Below are 21,723 nucleotides of genomic sequence, written 5' to 3'. Positions count from 1 at the left end.
CTACTTTTTTGTTATCATTTTCTTTACATACAGCTTTTCTATTTCGATATACAACTGCGCTAATTGAATATAAGAATGATAATTACTCGGTTTCTTTATAATGAATGAATATCTTTCCATAAAATTAACAGGTTGCACTTTTAATTTATTCGTATTTATTTGCATTTCATTCAAACTATGAACAGGTTGTTCATTTAGCCAATAGACAACCGATAACAAGTGAGCTGCAAAAAGAATCATTGGTCCCTCAGCCTCTTGCTTATTTCTATTTCGAAACAGTATAGCAATGTCTTCATGCTTATTTTTCCATACATTCAACATCGCTGGAATGCTGTTTTCAATTTCCTTCCATGGCTCATACTGTCTTTCAATATCAAATATAAAGTAAGTATTTTGTATTATCTCTTCAAAAGAATTGTCTGTATGATACTTAATTAAATTTACACTTTCTTTAAAAAATGGTAAACAGTGAAATTCTTTCGGTATTTCTATAACTCGTTCCATCCTTTATTTCACCTTCATTCGCTTCTTTCCTTCACGACATACTTCTAACAGTCTGCATTCCTCACATTGCGGTCGTTGTGCTTTACAATGATAACGTCCAAAGAAAATCATACGATGATGTGTAACTCCCCACTCATCCATCGGTACTTTCTTCATTAATGTTTTTTCTACTTCTAACACAGAGTCTTTCCATCTACACATAGCTAATCGTTTACTCACTCGCTCCACATGTGTATCAACAGCAATTGCCGGAATTCCAAACGCTACGGAAACTACAACATTTGCTGTTTTTCTCCCTACTCCTGGTAATTTCGTCAACTCGTCACGGTCTTCTGGAACTTTTCCATTGTAATCATCCAGCAACATCTGACATAATTTTTGAATGTTTTTTGCTTTATTTCTATACAACCCAATAGAACGTATATCTTGTTGTAACTCTTCTAAAGATACACTTAAATAATCTTCTGGTGTTTTATATTTTTGAAATAAATTTCTTGTCACTTTATTTACAAGTACATCCGTACATTGTGCAGATAACGCCACCGCGATTACAAGTTCAAATGGATTATCATGAACCAATTCACAATGTGCTTCTGGATACATATCCGCCATTGTGTCTAAACAATAACGGATTTGCGTTTTGTTAAGCATATTTTTCCTCCTATATTACTGCTCCAACCAATTATAAAAAGGCACTTTTCCAGTAAATTTCGTCTCTTGTTTTGTCATTTGCTGTGCCCTTTGTTGATTCGCTCTAAATTTTTGACCTTGATTTTGAGCCTGATCTACTGTTTTAATTCCATTCTTTTTCCACTCAAATAAAATACGATCAATATATCGGAAATTTAGTTTTCCACTCATTACAGCTTCTCTAAGAGCCGCTTGAATTAAATTTGGATGATGTTGATCTTGGTCCTCCCACATCCCTAACGTTTCACATTCGAACGGCGAAAGTGGTCTTCCAAATTCTTTTTCAAATACTGTATATAAATTTACTTGTAGCTGTTTTTTTTCTTTTTGCTCTTCCTCTATTGATTCATCCATTAAGAAATGTAATATTTTTTCCCATAACGGTTGTAAAGAATAACTTTCGCACATCATCGCTTCTGATCTTTGTCCACCTTCTAGTGATAAAAAACCTTTTTGAATCAACGTCTGAATTACTTCCATACATTTCATTTCCGTTATCGTCATCCGTTCAGAAATCTCTGAAGGAGTCGGAAACGAATTACCTGATTCTAAAAATGTGTGTACATGAAGTACAACCATAAATTCCGTCTCATTTAAACCTAATTTTTTATAATGCATCATAAGCAATTTTGGAATTGCAATGCTTCCCTGCTCAAACCACTGTAACATCATTTTCTTTTTCATCACCAAACACCTCGCTCTCTAGTATAACACACCTTTAGCTATTTCTTTTTGCCACAATCCGTCAAAAAAACCTCCCCATTAATAGGGAGGTTTTTTATATTACATGAATGAAATATAAAATTAAGCTTGCACTTTACTTTTCATAAATGTATGGATGCGCTCTAATGCTTTCTCTACTTGTTCAAGAGATGTCGCATATGATAAACGAACATTATTTGGAGCGCCAAATCCTGTACCTGGTACAAGAGCCACTTTTTCCTCTTCTAATAGAGCTTTTGCCCAATCATCAACTGTTGCATATCCTGATAAAGCTACAGCTTCTTTTACGTTAGGAAATAAGTAAAATGCACCTTGCGGTTTAATACAAGTAAAGCCAGGGATTTGGATTAATTTATCATAAATGATGTTTAATCTCTCTTCAAAGGCTTGACGCATTGTTTCCACAGGTTCTTGTGAGCCTGCGTATGCCGCAATTGCGCCGTATTGAGCGATTGAAGTAGGGTTTGACGTACTATGACTCGCTAAGTTCGTCATCGCTTTAATAAGCTGCTTATTTCCTGCAGCATATCCAATACGCCATCCTGTCATAGAATGAGATTTAGATACACCATTAATAATAAGTGTTTGTTCTTTTAATGCATTAGAAAGCTGGGCAATTGAAGTATATTCTACGCCACCATAAATTAATTTTTCATAAATTTCATCAGAAACGATTAAAATATCATGTTCTAAACATACTTCTCCAAGCTGTTGTAATTCTTCTTTGCTATAAATCATTCCTGTTGGATTGCTCGGTGAATTAATAATAACTGCTTTCGTTTTCTCTGTAATTGCCTCACGCAGCTGCTTTGCTGTAATTTTGTACTCATTGTCTTCTAAACCTTCTACATAAACCGGCTTACCGCCAGCAAGCTTTACTTGCTCTGGATAGCTTACCCAGTAAGGAGTTGGGATGATAACTTCATCTCCCTCATCAAGTAATACTTGGAATAATGTATATAATGCATGCTTTGCACCATTACATACAATAATTTCAGATGGATCATACGCAATACCTTGATCGCGAGTAAATTTCTTCACAATTTCTTGTTTTAACGATTGTAATCCACCTGTTGGTGTATACTTCGTATGCCCTTCTAACATCGCTTTATGTGCAGCATCCATAATATGCTCTGGTGTATTAAAGTCAGGTTCCCCTGCCCCTAATGCAATTACATCATGACCCTCTGCTTTTAATGCTTGTGCCTTTGCTGTAATTTCTAAAGTTGAAGACGGTGTTAAAGCAGCTACTCGCTTTGCTAATTTCATTTGTAGTTCCCCCTACATCTATTTTTCAATGCTATATCGTCTTAAAAATTTTCCATCTTTAAATTCAAGATAGTAATAACTATAACGATTGTCATCATCAATATATGTAACTTCCCATAGTGGTACATCATTTTCAAAGCCTAATTTCACTTTCATAATCTCTTTCGGCTTACTTTTTGATTCCTTACTTTCATTGCCGACTTGCTCTATTGTTCTTTGTATAGCCTCTTTTTCAGAAATACCTTCGCTCTTTTTCCTTACTACAGTATCCCCTTTTTTCTCAGGCACCCAAACGATAAGTTGTTCTCCCTTTTCATCTGTACCTTGCACGACTATATATGCAGATTTTCCGTTGTAATAATCAACAGATTTCACCTTTGTAAGCTTTGCTTTTTCTTTAGCAATTTCTACAAATTTCGACTCTTTTGGAATTTTCTTTCCCATCGCTTTATTATAAACATACGCCCCATATATTCCGCTAGCAACGGTAACAATAATGATTGCAAAGATCCACTTTTTCATTGTATCACTACGTTCTGTAAATCGTAAATACAGCTGTTTCTTTATCTTTTTCGTCTAATGCTAGTCCGAACATGAGGTCCTGCTCTTTTAACGTACGATTTAAACTATCAACAATTTTATACAAATCCGACGAATATTTAATACGCGTCGTTGATAGTACTTCGATTTTCTTATCCATGAAAAAACTCCTCCGTTACACAAAAATTTCTAATTATAGAAGAACGCAATGCGGTTACAATAAGAGTACATTCTTTACAACCCCTGCTTCATCACCCATCTATTATAGCAGGACATGTACAGCAAAAAAAGGTTTCAAGTCGAAAACCAACACATTTTGTATACAAGAAGTAAGAAAAATAAAATTCCTCCTACCCACATTTTTTACGCCTGAAGTTTATAAGTACTTCAGGCGTATTTTTCTTCCATTTTTATTCATTTGATGGTTCTTCTAATTGTACTAACAATTCTTCTAATGGTCCTTCATAAAGAGGTACGTTAGGAATCGATTGTAGAAATCGTTTTCCATAGGAAGAACTCGTCAAACGACGATCTAACACTACTACCGTTCCTGTATCTGTATTCGTTCGAATTAAGCGGCCGAATCCTTGTTTGAAACGTAATATTGCTTGTGGGAGCGCTAATTTAGCGAATACATCTTCACCTTGATTTTTTAGCCACTCACCTTTCGCTTCCATCATCGGCTGATGAGGAGGTGTAAATGGTAGACGGACTATAACAAGACAACTTAAGGCATCTCCAGGAATATCTATTCCTTCCCAGAAACTGCTCGTCCCTAATAAAATTGATTTGTCGAACTCTTGAAACTTTCGAATTAAGCGGCTTCGACTTCTATTATTCACACTTTGGGTGAGTAATAAATAACCCTCTAATTCATCATTATTTTTTAAATTCGCATACGCTTCTTTTAACATTTCATACGAAGTGAATAAAACGAGCATTCTGCCTTTTGTGGCTTTTGCTATCTTTGCAATATGTTCCGATACAGATTCAATATATCGCTCATTACTTACTTGCTTAATAAAAGGTACATCCGTTGAAACCATTAATTTCATCTGTTCATCATAACGAAATGGTGACGGAACCTTTAAAGTATTTGGAGCGAAATCATGTAAACCAAGTTCCTCTTTTATATAATCAAACGTATCGTTAACTGTTAGTGTTGCGGATGTAAAAATAACACTCTTTTTTTCTGTTAAAAATTCATCAGCAAATCTTTCACCAATATGGACAGGCTGTGCGTATAGAACTGTTGAATGAATCGTCCCTTTCGTTTCAGTCTCCATCCAAGTTACATACGAATTCTTTTCTAATACGAGTAACTGTAATGATTCTGCCATCTTTCTCAGCAACTCAATTAAATGCATAAATTCACCTGTTACAACATGCATCTCCCATTCTAACTTACTTTGCAATATATCCACTTGCTTCTCAAGAGCAGTTACTACCCTTCTTAATTCATATATAAAACGATTTGTTAATTCGACGATACTATCCCACAACTTACCTTTTTCTAGTTCTGCGTTATACCTATAGATGAGCGGCATATTATTCGTTCCTTGCTCTTGCTTTGTTTGTTTAAATATAAAAGTACGTAACATTTGGAAGAGTTCATCCGCATCAAACTTAAGTTCCTTCAAACTATAACTTATCATACGGAAAGTTGAACGAGATGCTTGCTCTGATTTTTTCATCATTTTATATACTTTGGAGAGTACATCTTCTGTTTCTAGCGTCCCAAGACGAGATATAACCAATTGAAAATACATACAAGAGAACTGTTCACCCAATGTTCTACTCGCAGCTTCTTCAATATGGTGAGCTTCATCAAAAATAATATGTTCGCATGAAGCAAACAACGGTTCTTCACTTGAAAAATCTTGAAATAATAACGCATGATTTGTAATAACGATATCTGCAAATAAAGCTTTATTCTTCGCTCGCTGATAAAAACAACGACTAAACCAATTACTTTGCATACCGCCTGGACTATACGCATCGCTACAAATACGATTCCAAAGTAACTTTCCGCCCTCAGGAATATTTAATTCGTCTCGATCACCTGTTTCAGTTTGCAATAGCCAAACTAAAATCTTCGCCTTCGTAAGTGCCATATCATAATTTTTTTCTTCCTCTTGCAAAGCATACTCAAATTTATGTAAGCATAAATAATGCTTTCTTCCTTTTAGAAGAGCTGCCTCAAATGAAAATGGCATTATTTTTTGTAATAACGGAATTTCTTTTTCTAATATTTGTTGTTGGAGTTGTACCGTTTGTGTACTTATAATGACAGGTTCTTCTTTTCTCTTTGCAAAATAAAGACTAGGAAGCAAATAAGCAAGAGTCTTTCCTGTTCCTGTACCCGCTTCAATTAGTGAAAAACGAGAATCTCTTAACGCCGTATATATCTCTTTCATCATCAGTTGTTGACTTTCTCTTCTTTCAAACTTTGGCATATGTGATTCCAATTTATCCATCGTTTTATTCAAGAAAGCATCAAACTTTGATGAACACGTTTCTCCAAGGTTTAAGGAATAGTTCCGCTTTTTCAGCGCAATATTTCGATGTATTTCATACTCCGCTATATCTTCTTTACCGTGCATTACTTTCTTTAAAATATTTTCAGAAAGCACATCAGCTATATCGCTTTGGAACACATCACTTAATTCATAAAGCGATTGCAACGTGACAAGTGGTAACTTTTCAATTTCATTTAAAAATTGTAAAAATAATTCCGCTGTTGCAAGAGCATCACTATCCGCACGATGCGGTTGATCGTGCTCTAGTTCATGCTTCTTAGCTAAATCACGTAATTTATAACTATCGGCTGTCGGCAAAAGAATTTGAGCCAATTCAACCGTGTCGATTTTCGGACAATGTATTTCTGTATATCCAGCTTGCCTTAATTCTTCATTTAAAAAATTCCAATCAAAGTGAACATTATGCGCAACGAAAGCCGCACCTTGTAATAGCTCAACAATCATCGGGGCTACATCTTGAAATAACGGGGCTTGTTTTACAAGACTTTCATCAATCCCTGTTAATTCTGTAATAAATGGTGGGATCTCTCTCTTTGGGTTAACAAAAGACGAAAAAATCTCCAATATCTCTCCATCTTCTACTACAACAGCTGCAATTTGGGTAATTTTATCCTTCCCATCTTTCCAGGAGTTCCCTGTCGTCTCTAAATCAACAACGACATAACGCTTACTCATATATGTAACACCTCAATTTCTTACCTTTCAAACAACAATAATTTATATAATGTTACTATACCACGTTTTATCTCATCTTAATGAAAAGATGCACAAAAAAGCTATCTCCGCAATGGAGATAGCCTTTCTACTTATAATATCGTACCCGCTTTTTCAGCACCTAACATTTCAATAATTTGATTATTATCGTCTAATACTGCAATTTTTGGTTCTTGTTTATGAATCTCTTCTTCCGTAACTAGCCCATAACAAATAATAATTACTTTGTCCCCTGGTTGTACAAGCCTTGCCGCAGCACCGTTTAAACAAACAACACCACTACCGCGTTCCCCTTTAATAACGTATGTCTCTAAGCGAGCACCATTATTATTATTTACAATTTGGACTTTTTCGTTTTCTACAATATTTACTGCATCCATTAAGTCTTCATCAATTGTAATACTACCTACATAATTTAAATTTGCCTCCGTTACAGTTGCACGATGTAACTTTGCTCTCATCATTGTGCGAAACATAGATGCTCCCCCTTATTTAACTGTTAATGTTATATTGTCAATTAATCTTACATTTTCAAACTTAACTGCAATAGCTAAAATGATTCTTCCTTTGACTTTCTCTACCATTGTTAATGACGGATATGCATATAAATCTGCATAATCTACAGTGCCTTTCGTATGCGTCTCAATATACTCTTTCACAAGATTTGTAATGATTTCGGGATTACGTTCACCTGCCTCAATTCTTTCTTTCGCTATACATAGGCTGCGGTATAAATGAAGAGCTTCTTCACGTTCATCTTGTGATAGGTACACGTTACGAGAACTTTTCGCTAAACCATCTTCTTCCCTTACAATATCAACTGGTACGATTGTAACTGGAATATTGAAATCAGTTACAAACCCTTCAATTACTGCAACTTGTTGAGCATCTTTCATACCGAAATAAGCACGCTTTGGCAGCGTAATATTAAATAGTTTCATTAGTACAGTTGCAACACCAGCAAAATGACCAGGTCTTTGTTGACCGCATAATACGTCCGTGCGCTTCACAACTTCTACCGTTGTTGTTTGTTCTGCTGGATACATTTCTTCTACACTCGGATAAAATAAATAATCTACACCGTTTTCTTTTGCTACATTTTCATCTCTATCAATATCACGAGGATATCGATCTAAATCTTCATTTGGGCCAAATTGTAGTGGGTTTACAAATACACTTAAAACTACAGTTTCATTTTCTTCTCTTGCCTTACGTAATAAAGTAGCATGGCCTTCATGTAAATAACCCATTGTTGGAACAAAACCAATACTCTTTCCACTTGCACGAAGTTCGCTCGTAATTTGCTGCATCTCTTGCACTGTAGTTACGATTTTCATTATTGTTTTCCTCCATATAACGCTAAGCATTCTTCCTCTTTCATTGTGAACGAATGTTTTTCTTCAGGAAATTGCCTTGTCTTTACTTCAGTAACATATTGTGAAATCCCACGCACAATCTCCTCTTGAACAGACGTATATTGCTTCACAAATTTCGGAACACGATTTACGCCGTATGAGATAAGATCATGATAAACAAGCACTTGCCCATCTACTTTTTGTCCTGCGCCAATCCCAATTGTCGGTATTGTTAGTTGCTCTGAAATAAGTTCTGCTAACTGCATTGGTACACATTCTAACACAAGCGCTATTGCACCAGCTTCTTCACATTTCTTTGCATCTTCTATTAATTTTTTTGCACTCTCCGCATCTTTTCCTTGCACTTTATATCCACCCAACACTCCTACAGATTGAGGGGTTAAACCTAAATGCGCTACAACAGGAATTCCTGCGTTCGTCAAATATTGAATCGTCGATATAACTTCTCCAGCACCTTCTACCTTCAGTGCGTGTGCCCCGCTCTCTTGAACGATGCGGCGTGCATTCACCATCGTTTCTTGTAATGATACGTGATACGACATAAATGGCATATCAGTTACAATAAACGTCTCTTTCGCTCCGCGGCGTACAGCTTTCGTATGATGAATCATATCCTCTACTGTTACAGGTACTGTTGAATCGTATCCGAGTACAACCATTCCAAGAGAATCTCCAACTAGAATCATATCAACTTCAGCTTCTTCTGCTAATTTAGCAGATGGATAATCATACGCCGTTAGCATTGTAATCGGCTCACCTTGCTCTTTCATCTTCAAAAAATCTGTTTTTGTTTTCAAAAACTACTCCTCCTTTATGCAGGAGAGAGGAGATGGCCGAAATCATATAAAAAAACCCCTCTGGCCATAAAAGGGCAGAAGGGTTGTGTGTTAGTCGGCATTATTCATCCCTCTGTCCCAGTCCGTTATTGGATCAAGGCAGAATCCAAGTTATTATTTTTCGTATGACTTCGAATCATGGTGCAGTTCGCTCTGATACTGCCCACATTCGAACTAATTATAGCAAACTACAAAAAGGAATTACTACATTTTTTCGAAAAAATAATTTTTTATTCTTATTACGGTATATGAAATTTAACACGAGAGTATATATGCTATACAGTTTTTATGGATAATTCAATCCTGAAAAGATACATGTTTTTTCAACGCATGTTAAAAAAGTCCAAGTTAATTTTTTCTGTAATCAATTTAACTATATAGTATAACTCTTAAACTAATGATGCAGGTTAATTGAGGAAAGTACTTAACAAAGGAGAATTGCAGATGTCTATGAACAGGTGGTTATTTCGATTCAGCAGTTTGCTTGTAATGATTGTATGGTGGATGTCTTTAGGATCCTCCCAAGTATTTGCCTCAGTTCATGTCGTAACACAACCCACCGATTTAACGAAAGTGATTGAGGTTGAACTAAATGATGATTACTTTAATCCAAATGTCATAACGATTCCGCTTGAAGGATCAACAACATTACTATTGAAAAATAAAGGTAAAAACGAGCACACCTTTACAGTGAAAAAACTCGGTATTGACGTCGTAGTCCAGTCAGGAAAAGAAAAGAATATTACCGTGAAACCTAAAAATACTGGTACATATGAATTAATATGTCGATACCATCTTCTTAAAGGAATGACAGGCAAAGTAATCGTCAAATAACATGCCAGGTCAACTCGACGGAAGCTATTTTGAAATGAACTTTAAATATGAAAAGAATTTATTATCATGTTACAAATTCAACTCAAAACTATTGAAATAAAAAGAAGTTCCAAAAGGGGAACTTCTTTTACTTAATTTCGATATCTGCAGAATGAATATGATGTACTTTCCCCTCATGATCCTCCAGAAGTAATACACCATCCTCTGTGATTCCTTTTGCTAACCCCGTAATTGTCTCTCTCATCGTTCGAGCGGTAATTTCTTTCCCGATGCTCACAGCGTAACTTTCCCAAAGAATTTTAATGACAGAGAAACCATTTTGTAAATATTCTTCATATAATTTTTCTAGTTGTAAATAGATTTGTTGCATAAGTTCTGCACGAACAATCGGCTTACCTGATTCAATCGCTAATGAAGTAGCAATGTGCTGAATTTCTTCATCAAAATGTTCTTGCTTTTGATTCGCATTAATACCGATGCCCATAATGACAGCATTAATTTTATCAGGATCCGCTTGCATTTCTGTTAATATACCTACAGCCTTTTTACCTTGAATTAAAATATCATTTGGCCATTTTATTCCTACGTTTACACCTGTACATTTTTCAATTGCCTGTGCAACACTAACAGCCGCTAACAAAGTAAGTTGCGGTGCATGATGAACTGGGATTGACGGGCGTAAAATAATACTCATCCAAATCCCTGTTCCTTTTGGTGAATGCCATTTTCTGCTTAAACGACCTCTTCCCGCTGTTTGTTCTTCTGCTACAACGACAGTTCCTTCTTCTGCACCTTCATAAGCAAGTTTTGCTGCAATGTGCTGCGTTGATTCAACAGTTTCTTCAAAATACACTGTTCTACCAATCCGCTTCGTTTGTAGCCCTAACTGAATTTCATTAGCAGTCACTTTGTCTGGCTTACTTGCAATTCGGTAACCTAATCGGCGCACAGCTTCAAGTTCATATCCCTCACTCCGCAGATCCTCCATATGTTTCCACACAGCAGTTCTTGAACAACCAAGTTTATCACTAATTGTTTGGCCGGATACAAACTCGCCATCCGCTTCAGAAAAAACTTGCAATAACTGCTTTCTTATAGTAGATTGCATCCTTGCAGCCACTCCCTTATACGCTCTTTCTCATTAACTACGTTTCCTTGTACGATTGCTTCTTCGATTTTCTGAAGCATTTCAGCAACCCACGGACCAGGCTTTTTGTTTGCCCAGTTTAATAAATCATTACCAGTCACATTCATTTCTTGACGTTCCTGGATTGGCAATGCATGAAACATTAATTGTACTCGTTCAACAGATGTAGGGTCATAGCTTTCAATCATCGCTTCATATACTCTCTCTGCCATTTCAGCGATATGAATTCCCGTTTTATAAAGAAGGACTGTATCCCAATCCTTCTCCTTTCTAGTACGAATTGCCAATAAAACTGCAACAATATCTTTTATTTTTTTATTCGAAAACTTCCATTGACGTAAAAAGACAGATGGATGTTCTTCTCCGATACAATATAAGAAAAATGCCCACGCCTCAATATCCGTTTCGAAAGAATCCCATTTATACTGCGTAGCTTTTAACAGTCTCTCTTCTGACATTTGTAAATATGGCAAATGAGAAAATAGCTTCGTCTCTACTAATTCTTTGAGACCTTTCACACAATAGGTACCAGTTAACAGTTTCTCAAACTCTACTGTAATACGCTCAATTGCTATATGTTCTAGCAAATGCCCATGCGTTTCAATCGCTTGCTTCGTTTTCATTTCTAATGAAAAACCTAACGTGCTTACAAACCGAATACCACGCATCATTCGCAGGGCATCTTCTTGAAAACGATCCGCAGCATTTCCAACTGTCACAATTTCTCTCTGTTGAATGGCTTCCTGTCCAGCAAATAAATCAACCATTTTGCCTTCTTCTGTCATAGCAATTGCATTCATCGTGAAATCACGACGTTTTAAATCCTCTTCTAATGAACGAACAAATTGAACACTACTAGGTCTTCGAAAATCTTCATATTCGCTTTCTGTTCGAAAAGTAGTTACCTCATAAGGCTCACCATTTTCTACAACAATTACAGTTCCATGCTCAAGACCAACAGGAACATTTCTTGGAAATATAGCCATCACTTCTTCTGGTAGAGCAGATGTCGCAATATCAATATCTCCAATCGGCCTATCGATAATAAGATCTCGTACGCTCCCACCAACAAAGTAAGCCTCATGTCCTTGTTGCTTTAATGTCTCAATAATAGAACTAGCTTTTTTAAATCTTTCCATTTTTGTCATCCCTTAGTACGTCATAGTAAATCGTTTCATATTGTGAAACAATTTTTTCTGAGCGAAATTGCTCATAAACACTTTCTCTTGCTCGTTCTCCCATATTACGGTGAAGTTCCTCGTCCTTTAATAGCTGAATAGCTTGATTTGCCACTCCTGTTGTATCGCCAACTTCACATAAATATCCTGTTTCCCCGTGTTGAATAACCTCTGGAATACCTCCAACCCGCGTTCCGATACAAGGTACACCACACGCCATTGCTTCTAATAAAACAAGACCAAAACTTTCCTTCTCTGATAGAAGCAACATTAAATCACTCATCGCAAGTAGTTCTGCAACATTATCTTGCTTCCCTAGGAATAAAACGCGATCTTCAATATGTAAATTCTTCACTATCTGTAAAATCGTACAGAATTCTGGTCCGTCTCCAACAAGAAGCAACTTCGCATCTACTTCTTTAACAATTTTAGCAAATGCCTGAACAACATCCTGCACACGTTTCACTTTACGGAAATTCGAAATATGAATAAGTACTTTTTCACTCTCACTTATACCGTATTCTTTCTTTAATTGAGACATATTACGCTTGAAATATACACGTTCGTCTATAAAGTTATATACCGTTTGAATTTCTTTACTTGGTTTTACAAGCTCATGTGTTTCGTTAATTAATGAATGCGAGACAGCAGTGACAACATCCGATTGCTCAATACCAAAACGAATTAAATTATTTAACGAAGGGTCGGAACCTAACACAGTAATATCTGTTCCATGTAAGGTTGTAACAATTTTAATACGCTCTCCGATCATTTGTTTTGCTAAATATGCACAAATTGCATGTGGTATTGCGTAATGCACATGTAAAATGTCTAAGTTTTCTCTTTGTGCAACCTCGGCCATTTTACTTGCTAACGCTAAATCGTATGGTGGATATTGAAATACAGAGTATTGATTTACCGTCACTTCATGAAAATAAATGTTTGGATATACTTTATTTAACCGGAATGGTAAACCCGATGTAATAAAGTGAATTTCATGCCCACGTTCCGCCAATTGCTTTCCTAATTCTGTTCCAACAACTCCAGAACCACCTACAGAAGGATAACATGTAATACCTATTTTTAATTTCATTTACATCCCCCTAATAAATCAGCATGTAATAAAACCGGTTTCTTACTCATAAATCCCTCGGCATACAAGACTCCAACTTCTTTTCCAAACATCTTCTCACGAGCGATTACAGTTTCAACGTAACCTTCTGTTAACGGTGTCTTAACACCATCGCTCCCTGTTGAAAACTGACTTTCATACGCTTCTAATGCTTCCACCTTTATAGAGAGGTACTCACTTATATCTATACAAAAATTCGATTTATGAAAACCATTAATCATATAATTATAAAAAGACTCCACACGATGTGGTGAAAGTTCCGGCATATATTTACGGATTCCTGCTGAAAAAATAGCCTCTTCCACAAGCTTTGCACAATTTGCATGATCTGGATGGCGATCTTCATAGTACGGTGCAAAAACTAGTTTTGGTTTATATGTACGGATCACCTTGACAATTTCACGTATATACTCTTCTTTCATATACAAACCACGGTCTGGCATCGCTAAATTCAGCCTCGTTTTTACTCCCATTATACGAGCTGCAACCTTCGCTTCTTCTTTTCTCAACTCTATCGTTCCATTTGAAGAAAGATCAGCTTCTGTTAAATCACAAATACCTACTTCATACCCTTGCTTTGTATATTTAGCGATGGTACCAGCCATGCCGATTTCAACATCATCGGCATGAGCACCAAACGCTAATATATGTAATCCACTCATAATTGTTCCCCTCATTTTCTTAACTTACGATAATCTAAATCTCCTCGCTCTAATGCGTGCATTAACATTTCAGCACTTGCCATATTCGTTGCAAGTGGAATCGCATATACATCACATAAACGAAGCAATGCATTCACATCCGGTTCATGCGGCTGTGCTGTTAATGGATCGCGGAAGAAAATCACCATATCTAAATCGTTCTTTGCAATCATTGCACCAATTTCTTGATCTCCACCAAGAGGGCCAGATTGATATCTTGTTACAACTAATCCAGTCGCTTCCATAATACGAAGCCCTGTCGTTCCTGTTGCAAATAATTCATGTTGTTCAAAAATTGGTTTATATGCGTATGCAAACGAAACCATATCATTTTTCTTTTTGTCATGTGCGATTAAGGCAATTTTCATCCGTTGTCTCCCCTTTAGTCGATAATATTTTCTAAACCGTACACAAGATGATCAAGGTTCATTACTGTCTCAATTGATAGTTTTACACCTGACATAAATGATGCACGATTGAATGAATCATGACGAACTGTTAACATTTGTCCATCTCCACCGAACATTACTTCTTGGTGTGCAATAAGCCCTGGCAAACGTACACTATGAATGTGAATACCGTCTACATTTGCACCACGTGCACCTGCTAGTTGCTCTACTTCTTTTGGATGACCTTGCTGCTTTGATTCACGATTTTGACGAATTAACTCTACCGTTTTTACAGCTGTACCAGATGGTGCGTCTAATTTTTGATCATGATGTAATTCAATTACCTCAACATCTTGGAAATATTTCGCTGCCATTTGTGAGAATTTCATCATAAGAACTGCACCAATTGCAAAGTTTGGAGCAATAATTGTTCCTACTGCTTTTTCTTTTGCATTCTCTGTTAAACGTGCCAATTCTTCTTCTGTAAATCCAGTTGTACCAATAACCGAACGAAGTCCACGCTCAACTGCAAGTGTAACGTGTTGTTTCCCCACTTCTGGTGTTGTTAAATCTAACAACACATCTGCTTCTACTTCATCTAAACAAGTATGTAAATCAGCGTAAATCGGTGCATGTAATGCTGGCATGCCAGGTAAATCAGAAATCTTCTCACCACCATGCTTATAATCCACTGCTGCTACTAAATTAAAATGTTCCGTTCTTTCCATAAGAAGAACTGCTTCATGTCCCATACGTCCTCTTGGTCCGGCGATAATTACTTTAATTTCTTTCATTATTCTTTCTCTCCCTCATCAATACGTGTCCAGCGATCTTTATCACGTGTATTAAATTTATTCATTACAATGTTATGTGCTGTCTCTAAATCAATATTTAAACTATTTGCCATACAAATCATAACAAATAATACATCTCCAAGCTCTTCTTCAATACTTCTTTCTTTTTCAGTTGTTTTCTTCGGTTTCTCACCATAATAATGATTTACCTCTCTTGCAAGCTCTCCCATTTCTTCCGTTAAACGAGCCATCATTGCAAGCGGACTGAAATAACCTTCTTTAAACTGACCAATATATGCATCTACTTCTTTCTGCATATCTTTCATCGTTTTTGCTTCCATACTATTCACCTCTAATCCTTCCTCTTTCATGTTAGCCAATTCATCGCGATTTGACAAATATTATTCCCCGCCAAACACCTATTTGCGACCCATTTTTGGATAGACTATAATAAAGTGAAACTTCTTTTGCGTTTTTTTGCAAAAGATTAGTTGAACTAATCGGGTTCCTACGGCTGGTTCTCCTTTCTTCAGAGCTTTATCTCCTACCAGCCGTTGGTACGGGGTAAAGTGAAACTTCTTTTGCGCTTTTTGCAAAAGATTAGTTGAACTAATCGGGTTCCTACGGCTGGTTCTTTGCTTCATCTCCTACCAGCCGTTAGAGCGGGATAAAGTGAAACCTTCTTTTGTGCTTTTCGCAAAAGATCAGCCCACACCAATCAAATTCTTACTATTTTCACTAGCAACTAGAAATTACTTATTATTATGTTTTACTGTTTCAGCGGAGCAATGCAATCATTACATAATTAGGGGGATTTCTATATGACATCAAAATTGAAGATGCGAAATATTATTTTTATTTTAATCGGTTCCGCTATATTTTCTTTCGGTATTGTCAATATCAATATTGAAAACCACCTTGCAGAGGGTGGGTTTACTGGTATTACACTATTATTGTATTTTTTATTTAAGTTTGATCCTTCCTACTCAAACTTAATTTTAAATATCCCTATATTTTTTATTGGTTGGAGGTTACTTGGCAGAACGACATTTTTATATACATTAATTGGCACCTTTAGCGTATCTTTATTTCTATGGATTTTCCAGCGTTACGAAGTACTCAACTTACATTTAAACTTGCAAAATGATATGACACTCGCAGCTTTATTCGCCGGGGCATTTATCGGTATCGGCCTTGGAATAATATTTAAATATGGCGGGACTACTGGCGGTGTAGATATTATCGCACGACTAGCTCACAAATATGTTGGCTGGAGTATGGGGAAAACAATGTTTATGTTTGATGCTGTCGTTATCGTAGTCTCTATTCTTACCTATTTATCATACCGCGAGGGCATGTATACGCTAGTTGCTGTTTTTATCGGTGCTAAAGTCATTGATTTTATGCAAGAAGGAGCTTATGCTGCCAAAGGAGCGACTATTATCTCAGAGAAAAACGATGAAATTGCTGCCAAAATTTTATCTGAAATGGAGCGCGGAGCAACCTTTTTAAAAGCTGTTGGATCGTATACAAAAGTGGAACGTAACGTATTGTATTGCGTTGTTGCTAAAAATGAAATCGTGAAATTAAAGAATATCATTACTTCTGTAGATCCTCATGCTTTTGTCGCTGTAAGTGATGTACATGATGTAGTTGGTGAAGGATTTACGTTAGATGAAAATAAAAACCCTTTACATAATTAAATGTAACTAGAAAAGCGCCTTAGCTTTTCTAGTTTTTTATTACAAGTCTTTTAAGCTTCTCAAAATCCTCATGAATAAGCTCCAATAAACTCCGATTATAAAAAATGGAAGCTGGATGAAAAGTCGGAAAAACATGATATTCTTTCTCTGACCATGTAAACTCTGCACTTTGCATATCCTTTAATTTTTGAATGGGCTGTTTTAATAATTGCCCGTGTACATCTGTGATTTTTTTATTTTTTCCTGTTAAACGTTGAAGACCGATATTTCCAAGCGTGACGATAAGCTTCGGATGTATTTTCTCTAATTCATAATCTAACAAAGGCGCATGGGCAACTATTTCTCCCTGATTTGGCGTTCTATTATACTTTTTTTGTATGATTTCACCATTTCTTTCTTTTTTCTCTCGCCATTTATAAGGTCTACTTCGAACAGCGCTCGTAATATATACTTCTTCCCTTGTAACATCAATACGCTCTAAAAAATCCATTAATTGTTTTCCCGCCCTCCCGCTAAACGGAATCCCATTATGAATTTCTGTTTCACCAGGCGCTTCTCCTAACAACATAAATTTGGGATTTTCAGGACCTTGTCCACTTAAAAAACCTTCTAGTTGATAAGGAGCACTGCGCTCTTGCACTTGTTTTACTAAATGGTCTGGATATTTCATTTCCCCCCACCGCCTTTCCGCATTACTTCTATTATTTCTATTTGCAATACATTATATAATTCAATCCATACAACAAAAAAAGACTATCAAAATTGATAGTCTTTAGTCGTCGCTACGCTGCATACCAGTATACATTAATACGAGACGTAATAATTCAAATACCGCTACAGCTGCAGCTGCTACATATGTTAATGCTGCCGCATTTAATACTTTACGAGCTTGCCCATATTCATCTGTTGATACAATACCTAACGCTTCAATTTGTTGCATTGCGCGCTTTGACGCATCAAACTCAACTGGCAATGTAACGAGCTGGAACACAACACCTGCTGCCATTAAAATGATACCTAATAACAACAAACCAGACATTTGTGCAAATATACCGATTAGGACGAAAATCCAAGACATATTCGAACCAAAGTTTGCAACTGGCACTAACGAATGACGAACGCGCATAAATTTATAATCTTTTGCATCTTGAATTGCGTGTCCTACTTCGTGTGCTGCAACTGCTGTACCAGCAACTGAATGTCCATAATAGTTATCTGTTGATAATCGAACCGTCTTAGCGGTTGGATCATAATGGTCTGATAAATGACCTGGTGTTTCTTCTACAGCTACGTTGTATAATCCATTTTCATCTAAAATTTTTCGAGCCACTTCCGCTCCTGTCATACCTGATGTTGAATAAACTTGTGAATACTTGCTATAGGCACTACGTACTCTTGACTGTGCATACAACGGTATGATCATTATGATCGCGAAGTAAATTAAATAAAACATCATGAACCTCCATTGAAGTTTTAATTATAGTACTTCTCATTCTATTTTCTTCTGCCACTATTGTCAATGAATAAACCTTACAATCCATATCTTTATTTATTGCATTATCTATTTTTAGAATGTACATTACTTTTTCTTTTTTCTCTCTCTCCTTTATACTTTCTCCATCCAACATAAGTTAATGTGAAGAAAATAAGTCCCCCAGTAATTGTCATAAACCAAATGAGAGAGGGTGCAATTTCATCTTTTTTTACTGTGTGAAATATCTTTTGCAAATCCCCTTTAATAATCCCTAATTGCATTTGGCCGCCTTTCGTTTTTAACATAACGTTACGAAATTCATCTAAATAAGATAAATGAACATTTACACGCTGAACCTCGTTTTCTGGCAAAGCAATCATTAAGCTTGGATAAATAATATTGAATTCATTTAAAAACGTATTTAACGTTTGTTGAAACTGCCCAGCATCTTCTTTTTCCATCGCTTTTTCCATTTGAGAAAAGGCATCCATTACTTTCCTTTCTCTTTCCATCCAAAGTGGTTGATATTTCGATACTTGTGCATCAACAGCAAGTTGTAATGCCAGCACATTATCAATTTTAGCTTGCTTACCTAAACCTTCTTCAGAGAGCGATTGTTGCGCCTTATCGTAAGCTAAAGAAATAACTCTAACTTGATCTGGTGTTACTTCCTGCTTCTTTTCATTCCCCTTTATTAAAAATTGCTCCGAGAAATGTTGTAATACTTGTACCGCTTTTTCATCTTCATTACGCTTCACTAACTGTAACGAGTCGTCTAACAACCCTGTTAGCTCATTCCACTCTTCAGCATATATACGTAACGGAAACATTATAATTAGAAATGCTATCAATCCAATTAATGTTCTCTTCATCCCGGTCCCCCCTATAACTACTAGTACAAAATATGTTAATTTGGACAAGAATAGAACAGAACTAGACCGAAAAATATATTATCATTTTACAAAGAAAAAAATTCTCTTTAAGCAGAGAATTTTTTCTGTGACATCCTTTTCTTTTTTACGAAATATCGATATAAACTGTAACAAAGTATACTACCACCTAAAATGAATAATAAAATAGCACACGCAGCATGCATAAAGAACTCTTCTGGTAACATTAATATAATTGGATCTTTTTCAGGATCAAAAACCCAATAATCATTACTAAATAAAAGTTTATGGAATAATACAAAACTCTTTTCAAAATTAATAGCAATTGGTAACATAAGCGCTATCGGAAAAATGATTGTTAAAATCGATCCGTGCAGTAAAAACTTTTCATTTTTCTTTTTTAATAAATAAATTCCGCCTATCACTGCAATCATAATTGTCGCATACATCACATATTGAATCTTTACTAAAATATTTTTAACATCTACAAAATGAATACGGCCATTTGTGGACATATCTAATGTTGGCAAATGTAATGCTCCGTCATAAAACGGGGATAAATATGTAATAAGCACATCGTAATTTCTTTTAATTTCATCCTTCGTCATATCCGCTAAATCAGGAATATTTAAAAAATCAATTTCAAAATAATACAGCCATTTTCCATAGACAACTGCCGTTGTTGCGAGTGCAAAAATAGAAAATGCTATGCTATATGAAACAACTAAAGTAATCAATCGATCCAATATTTTTGTACCACTCTTATTTTTCTCCATGTTCTCCCCCTAAATGTTCTAACCATCATAAAGAAAATTGTTTCCTTTGCTCACGTAAGCAACAATAATATGTAATACATAGTACAGCAATACTTAACCAAAACGTAAAATAACCAATTTCCTCTACAAACAAATGCATAATTCCATATCGCGGCATTTGCCAAAATAAATAATCAATTGCATCGTTATGCAACGTCCACACAGCTGCTACTATAAAATGCCATTTTTTTATACGATAGAATGGAGCATATAAAAATCCTTGTACTGCCATCGCAAAGTGCGAAAGCATTAACATGTAGCCCATAAGGCCAATAGGCCCTTTTACGTAAATCATAATCCCGTTTACAACAACAGCCCAAATACCATATTTTATTAAAGTTACAATCGCTAACGCTTCTATTAATCCCCAGTTTCTCTTTGCCAAAAAAGCAATTAAAACAAAGACAAAAAAGAGACTCGCCATAGGACTATCTGGTACAAACGGCCAAAATATAGGTGACGTTTCTTTCAATTGATTTCCGTACCATATAAATCCGTAAATTGTACCTAATATGTTAACAATTAATAAAAATAATAATACCGAGCGTTGTCTTAACATTGCATACAAGTACACCAATCCGTATGTCCAACACCTTTCAAGCAAAGTAATTCATTCATTAAATCCTACTCTATTATAACAAACTTCATCCAACTAAATAGAAAAGCTGACTACAAATTTTGTAGTCAGCTTTTTATTATTTTTTATTATACTTTGCAACGAATTCCGAAAGCTTCTTCAGTTCCTCATCCGTACCTTTAAATACACCTTTAGGCATTGAACCTTTTCCCTCTTTCGCAATTTTAGCAATTTCTTCTGGCTTTAAAGTTAAGTTTTGCAGTGCCGGTGCTGCTGCCCCGCCCTGTAAATTGTCACCATGACATGTTAAACAAGTATTTTTTTGCATTAATTTATAGCCATCATCATTTTTATCAACTGGCGCTGTTTTTACAATTGCTCCTTGTTTTTTTGCAGCTTCCCAGTCGTGGTGTGCTACAGATTCCCAAGTTAAAAAAATAATCGATGCAATTGCTAAAAGCATAAATCCAGTTGCCACAGGACGCTTCAATGGACGTCTTTCTGGACCTCGATCAAGAAATGGAGCTAACAGTAATGCTCCAAACGCAATCCCTGGCATAATAAATGCTCCAATTACAGTAAATGAACCGGAAGCATAAGAATACTTTAATAACTGATACAAGAATAAGAAATACCAATCTGGAAGTGGTATATATCCAGCATCAGTTGGGTCCGCCATTCTCTCAAGCGGCGACGGATGCGCCACTGTTAAACATAAATAACCGATTAAAAAAACTGCACCAACCATCCATTCTTTTAACAAGAAGTTCGGCCAAAATGCTTCTGTTTTCCCTGGGTATTCAGAATAGTCTTTTGGAATATTTGGTTTCCGAGCTACTGGTACCCGAGAATCTCCTACAAACTTCATCCCTTTGCCGCGATGCATAATCTCCCTCC

General features: G+C 36.0%; 25 protein-coding genes. 2 read left to right on the top strand and 23 right to left on the bottom strand.

The window, feature by feature from the left end; all coding sequences use genetic code 11:
* The 10 genes from NST27_RS07775 to panB form a co-directional block, all read right to left on the bottom strand.
* Window positions 1-504 (bottom strand): YpoC family protein, encoded by a 504-nt coding sequence (locus NST27_RS07775; protein WP_000442649.1) that lies wholly within the window; start codon window positions 502-504, stop codon window positions 1-3.
* A 3-nt stretch (window positions 505-507) separates the two neighbouring features.
* A complete protein-coding gene (gene nth / locus NST27_RS07770) occupies window positions 508-1,155 on the bottom strand; it encodes an endonuclease III (protein WP_000933033.1) in 648 nt (215 codons plus the stop codon).
* A gap of 15 nt (window positions 1,156-1,170) precedes the next feature.
* Window positions 1,171-1,878, bottom strand: a complete 708-nt coding sequence (dnaD, locus tag NST27_RS07765; RefSeq protein WP_000728552.1) for a DNA replication protein DnaD — start codon at window positions 1,876-1,878, stop codon at window positions 1,171-1,173.
* A gap of 120 nt (window positions 1,879-1,998) precedes the next feature.
* Window positions 1,999-3,186, bottom strand: a complete 1,188-nt coding sequence (gene aspB, locus NST27_RS07760) for an aspartate transaminase AspB (protein ID WP_000761560.1) — start codon at window positions 3,184-3,186, stop codon at window positions 1,999-2,001.
* A gap of 18 nt (window positions 3,187-3,204) precedes the next feature.
* Window positions 3,205-3,708, bottom strand: a complete 504-nt coding sequence (locus NST27_RS07755) for a cell wall elongation regulator TseB-like domain-containing protein (protein ID WP_000758743.1) — start codon at window positions 3,706-3,708, stop codon at window positions 3,205-3,207.
* A gap of 7 nt (window positions 3,709-3,715) precedes the next feature.
* Window positions 3,716-3,886 carry a YpmA family protein gene (locus NST27_RS07750; RefSeq protein WP_000358352.1) on the bottom strand — a complete coding sequence of 57 codons (171 nt, stop codon included), beginning with the start codon at window positions 3,884-3,886 and terminating at the stop codon, window positions 3,716-3,718.
* A gap of 250 nt (window positions 3,887-4,136) precedes the next feature.
* Window positions 4,137-6,941: an ATP-dependent DNA helicase DinG gene (dinG, locus tag NST27_RS07745; RefSeq protein WP_000044957.1), complete on the bottom strand. Its 2,805-nt coding sequence runs from the start codon at window positions 6,939-6,941 to the stop codon at window positions 4,137-4,139.
* 131 nt (window positions 6,942-7,072) lie between these two features.
* Window positions 7,073-7,456, bottom strand: a complete 384-nt coding sequence (gene panD / locus NST27_RS07740) for an aspartate 1-decarboxylase (RefSeq protein ID WP_000490182.1) — start codon at window positions 7,454-7,456, stop codon at window positions 7,073-7,075.
* A 12-nt stretch (window positions 7,457-7,468) separates the two neighbouring features.
* On the bottom strand, window positions 7,469-8,317 hold the full coding sequence (gene panC, locus NST27_RS07735; RefSeq protein ID WP_000707027.1) for a pantoate--beta-alanine ligase: 849 nt from the start codon (window positions 8,315-8,317) through the stop codon (window positions 7,469-7,471).
* Window positions 8,317-9,153: a 3-methyl-2-oxobutanoate hydroxymethyltransferase gene (gene panB / locus NST27_RS07730; RefSeq protein ID WP_000851108.1), complete on the bottom strand. Its 837-nt coding sequence runs from the start codon at window positions 9,151-9,153 to the stop codon at window positions 8,317-8,319. The genes panC and panB overlap by 1 nt, the downstream gene beginning before the upstream one ends.
* Window positions 9,154-9,636: 483 nt before the next feature.
* Between panB and NST27_RS07725 the strand changes: the two genes are divergently transcribed.
* A complete protein-coding gene (locus NST27_RS07725; RefSeq protein WP_000062393.1) occupies window positions 9,637-10,026 on the top strand; it encodes a cupredoxin domain-containing protein in 390 nt (129 codons plus the stop codon).
* 127 nt (window positions 10,027-10,153) lie between these two features.
* Here the strand turns inward: NST27_RS07725 and NST27_RS07720 are convergent, their stop codons facing one another.
* The 7 genes from NST27_RS07720 to NST27_RS07690 are packed head-to-tail and all read right to left on the bottom strand — an operon-like array spanning window position 10,154 to window position 15,708.
* Window positions 10,154-11,134 carry a biotin--[acetyl-CoA-carboxylase] ligase gene (locus NST27_RS07720; protein ID WP_001192063.1) on the bottom strand — a complete coding sequence of 327 codons (981 nt, stop codon included), beginning with the start codon at window positions 11,132-11,134 and terminating at the stop codon, window positions 10,154-10,156.
* Complete coding sequence (locus tag NST27_RS07715) at window positions 11,119-12,312, bottom strand: CCA tRNA nucleotidyltransferase (protein WP_000439316.1); 1,194 nt, start codon at window positions 12,310-12,312, stop codon at window positions 11,119-11,121. Before NST27_RS07715 ends, NST27_RS07720 begins: the two co-directional genes overlap by 16 nt.
* The gene (gene bshA, locus NST27_RS07710) at window positions 12,299-13,444 is read right to left on the bottom strand and encodes an N-acetyl-alpha-D-glucosaminyl L-malate synthase BshA (RefSeq protein WP_000768305.1); all 1,146 of its coding nucleotides are present in this window, start codon (window positions 13,442-13,444) and stop codon (window positions 12,299-12,301) included. Before bshA ends, NST27_RS07715 begins: the two co-directional genes overlap by 14 nt.
* Window positions 13,441-14,145 (bottom strand): bacillithiol biosynthesis deacetylase BshB1, encoded by a 705-nt coding sequence (gene bshB1, locus NST27_RS07705; protein WP_000015675.1) that lies wholly within the window; start codon window positions 14,143-14,145, stop codon window positions 13,441-13,443. The genes bshA and bshB1 overlap by 4 nt, the downstream gene beginning before the upstream one ends.
* 11 nt (window positions 14,146-14,156) lie before the next feature.
* Entirely contained in the window at window positions 14,157-14,552 is a 396-nt protein-coding gene (mgsA, locus tag NST27_RS07700; protein WP_000684765.1) for a methylglyoxal synthase, read from the bottom strand.
* A gap of 14 nt (window positions 14,553-14,566) precedes the next feature.
* Window positions 14,567-15,367, bottom strand: coding sequence for a dihydrodipicolinate reductase (dapB, locus tag NST27_RS07695; RefSeq protein WP_000658809.1), 801 nt, complete (start codon window positions 15,365-15,367; stop codon window positions 14,567-14,569).
* Entirely contained in the window at window positions 15,367-15,708 is a 342-nt protein-coding gene (locus NST27_RS07690) for a nucleotide pyrophosphohydrolase (protein ID WP_002108639.1), read from the bottom strand. Before NST27_RS07690 ends, dapB begins: the two co-directional genes overlap by 1 nt.
* 480 nt (window positions 15,709-16,188) lie before the next feature.
* Between NST27_RS07690 and NST27_RS07685 the strand changes: the two genes are divergently transcribed.
* Complete coding sequence (locus NST27_RS07685; protein ID WP_000202121.1) at window positions 16,189-17,070, top strand: YitT family protein; 882 nt, start codon at window positions 16,189-16,191, stop codon at window positions 17,068-17,070.
* 28 nt (window positions 17,071-17,098) lie between these two features.
* Here the strand turns inward: NST27_RS07685 and NST27_RS07680 are convergent, their stop codons facing one another.
* The 6 genes from NST27_RS07680 to qcrC all read right to left on the bottom strand — a co-directional run bounded on the left by NST27_RS07680 (window position 17,099) and on the right by qcrC (window position 21,712).
* Window positions 17,099-17,740: a uracil-DNA glycosylase gene (locus NST27_RS07680; RefSeq protein ID WP_000876871.1), complete on the bottom strand. Its 642-nt coding sequence runs from the start codon at window positions 17,738-17,740 to the stop codon at window positions 17,099-17,101.
* A 102-nt stretch (window positions 17,741-17,842) separates the two neighbouring features.
* Window positions 17,843-18,526: a zinc metallopeptidase gene (locus NST27_RS07675; RefSeq protein ID WP_058839490.1), complete on the bottom strand. Its 684-nt coding sequence runs from the start codon at window positions 18,524-18,526 to the stop codon at window positions 17,843-17,845.
* Window positions 18,527-18,627: 101 nt separating this feature from the next.
* On the bottom strand, window positions 18,628-19,416 hold the full coding sequence (gene ypjB / locus NST27_RS07670; RefSeq protein WP_000831583.1) for a sporulation protein YpjB: 789 nt from the start codon (window positions 19,414-19,416) through the stop codon (window positions 18,628-18,630).
* A gap of 107 nt (window positions 19,417-19,523) precedes the next feature.
* On the bottom strand, window positions 19,524-20,210 hold the full coding sequence (lit, locus tag NST27_RS07665) for a lipoprotein intramolecular transacylase Lit (RefSeq protein ID WP_000414377.1): 687 nt from the start codon (window positions 20,208-20,210) through the stop codon (window positions 19,524-19,526).
* A 25-nt stretch (window positions 20,211-20,235) separates the two neighbouring features.
* Window positions 20,236-20,826 (bottom strand): DUF1405 domain-containing protein, encoded by a 591-nt coding sequence (locus tag NST27_RS07660; protein WP_025967075.1) that lies wholly within the window; start codon window positions 20,824-20,826, stop codon window positions 20,236-20,238.
* 118 nt (window positions 20,827-20,944) lie between these two features.
* Window positions 20,945-21,712, bottom strand: a complete 768-nt coding sequence (gene qcrC, locus NST27_RS07655) for a menaquinol-cytochrome c reductase cytochrome b/c subunit (RefSeq protein WP_000554603.1) — start codon at window positions 21,710-21,712, stop codon at window positions 20,945-20,947.
* Between the last annotated feature and the right edge of the window lie 11 nt (window positions 21,713-21,723).

It is taken from the genome of Bacillus sp. FSL W8-0770 (assembly GCF_038008705.1).
In the GTDB taxonomy this organism is placed as follows: Bacteria; Bacillota; Bacilli; order Bacillales; family Bacillaceae_G; genus Bacillus_A; species Bacillus_A cereus.
This window is presented reverse-complemented; position numbering and strand designations above follow the sequence as displayed.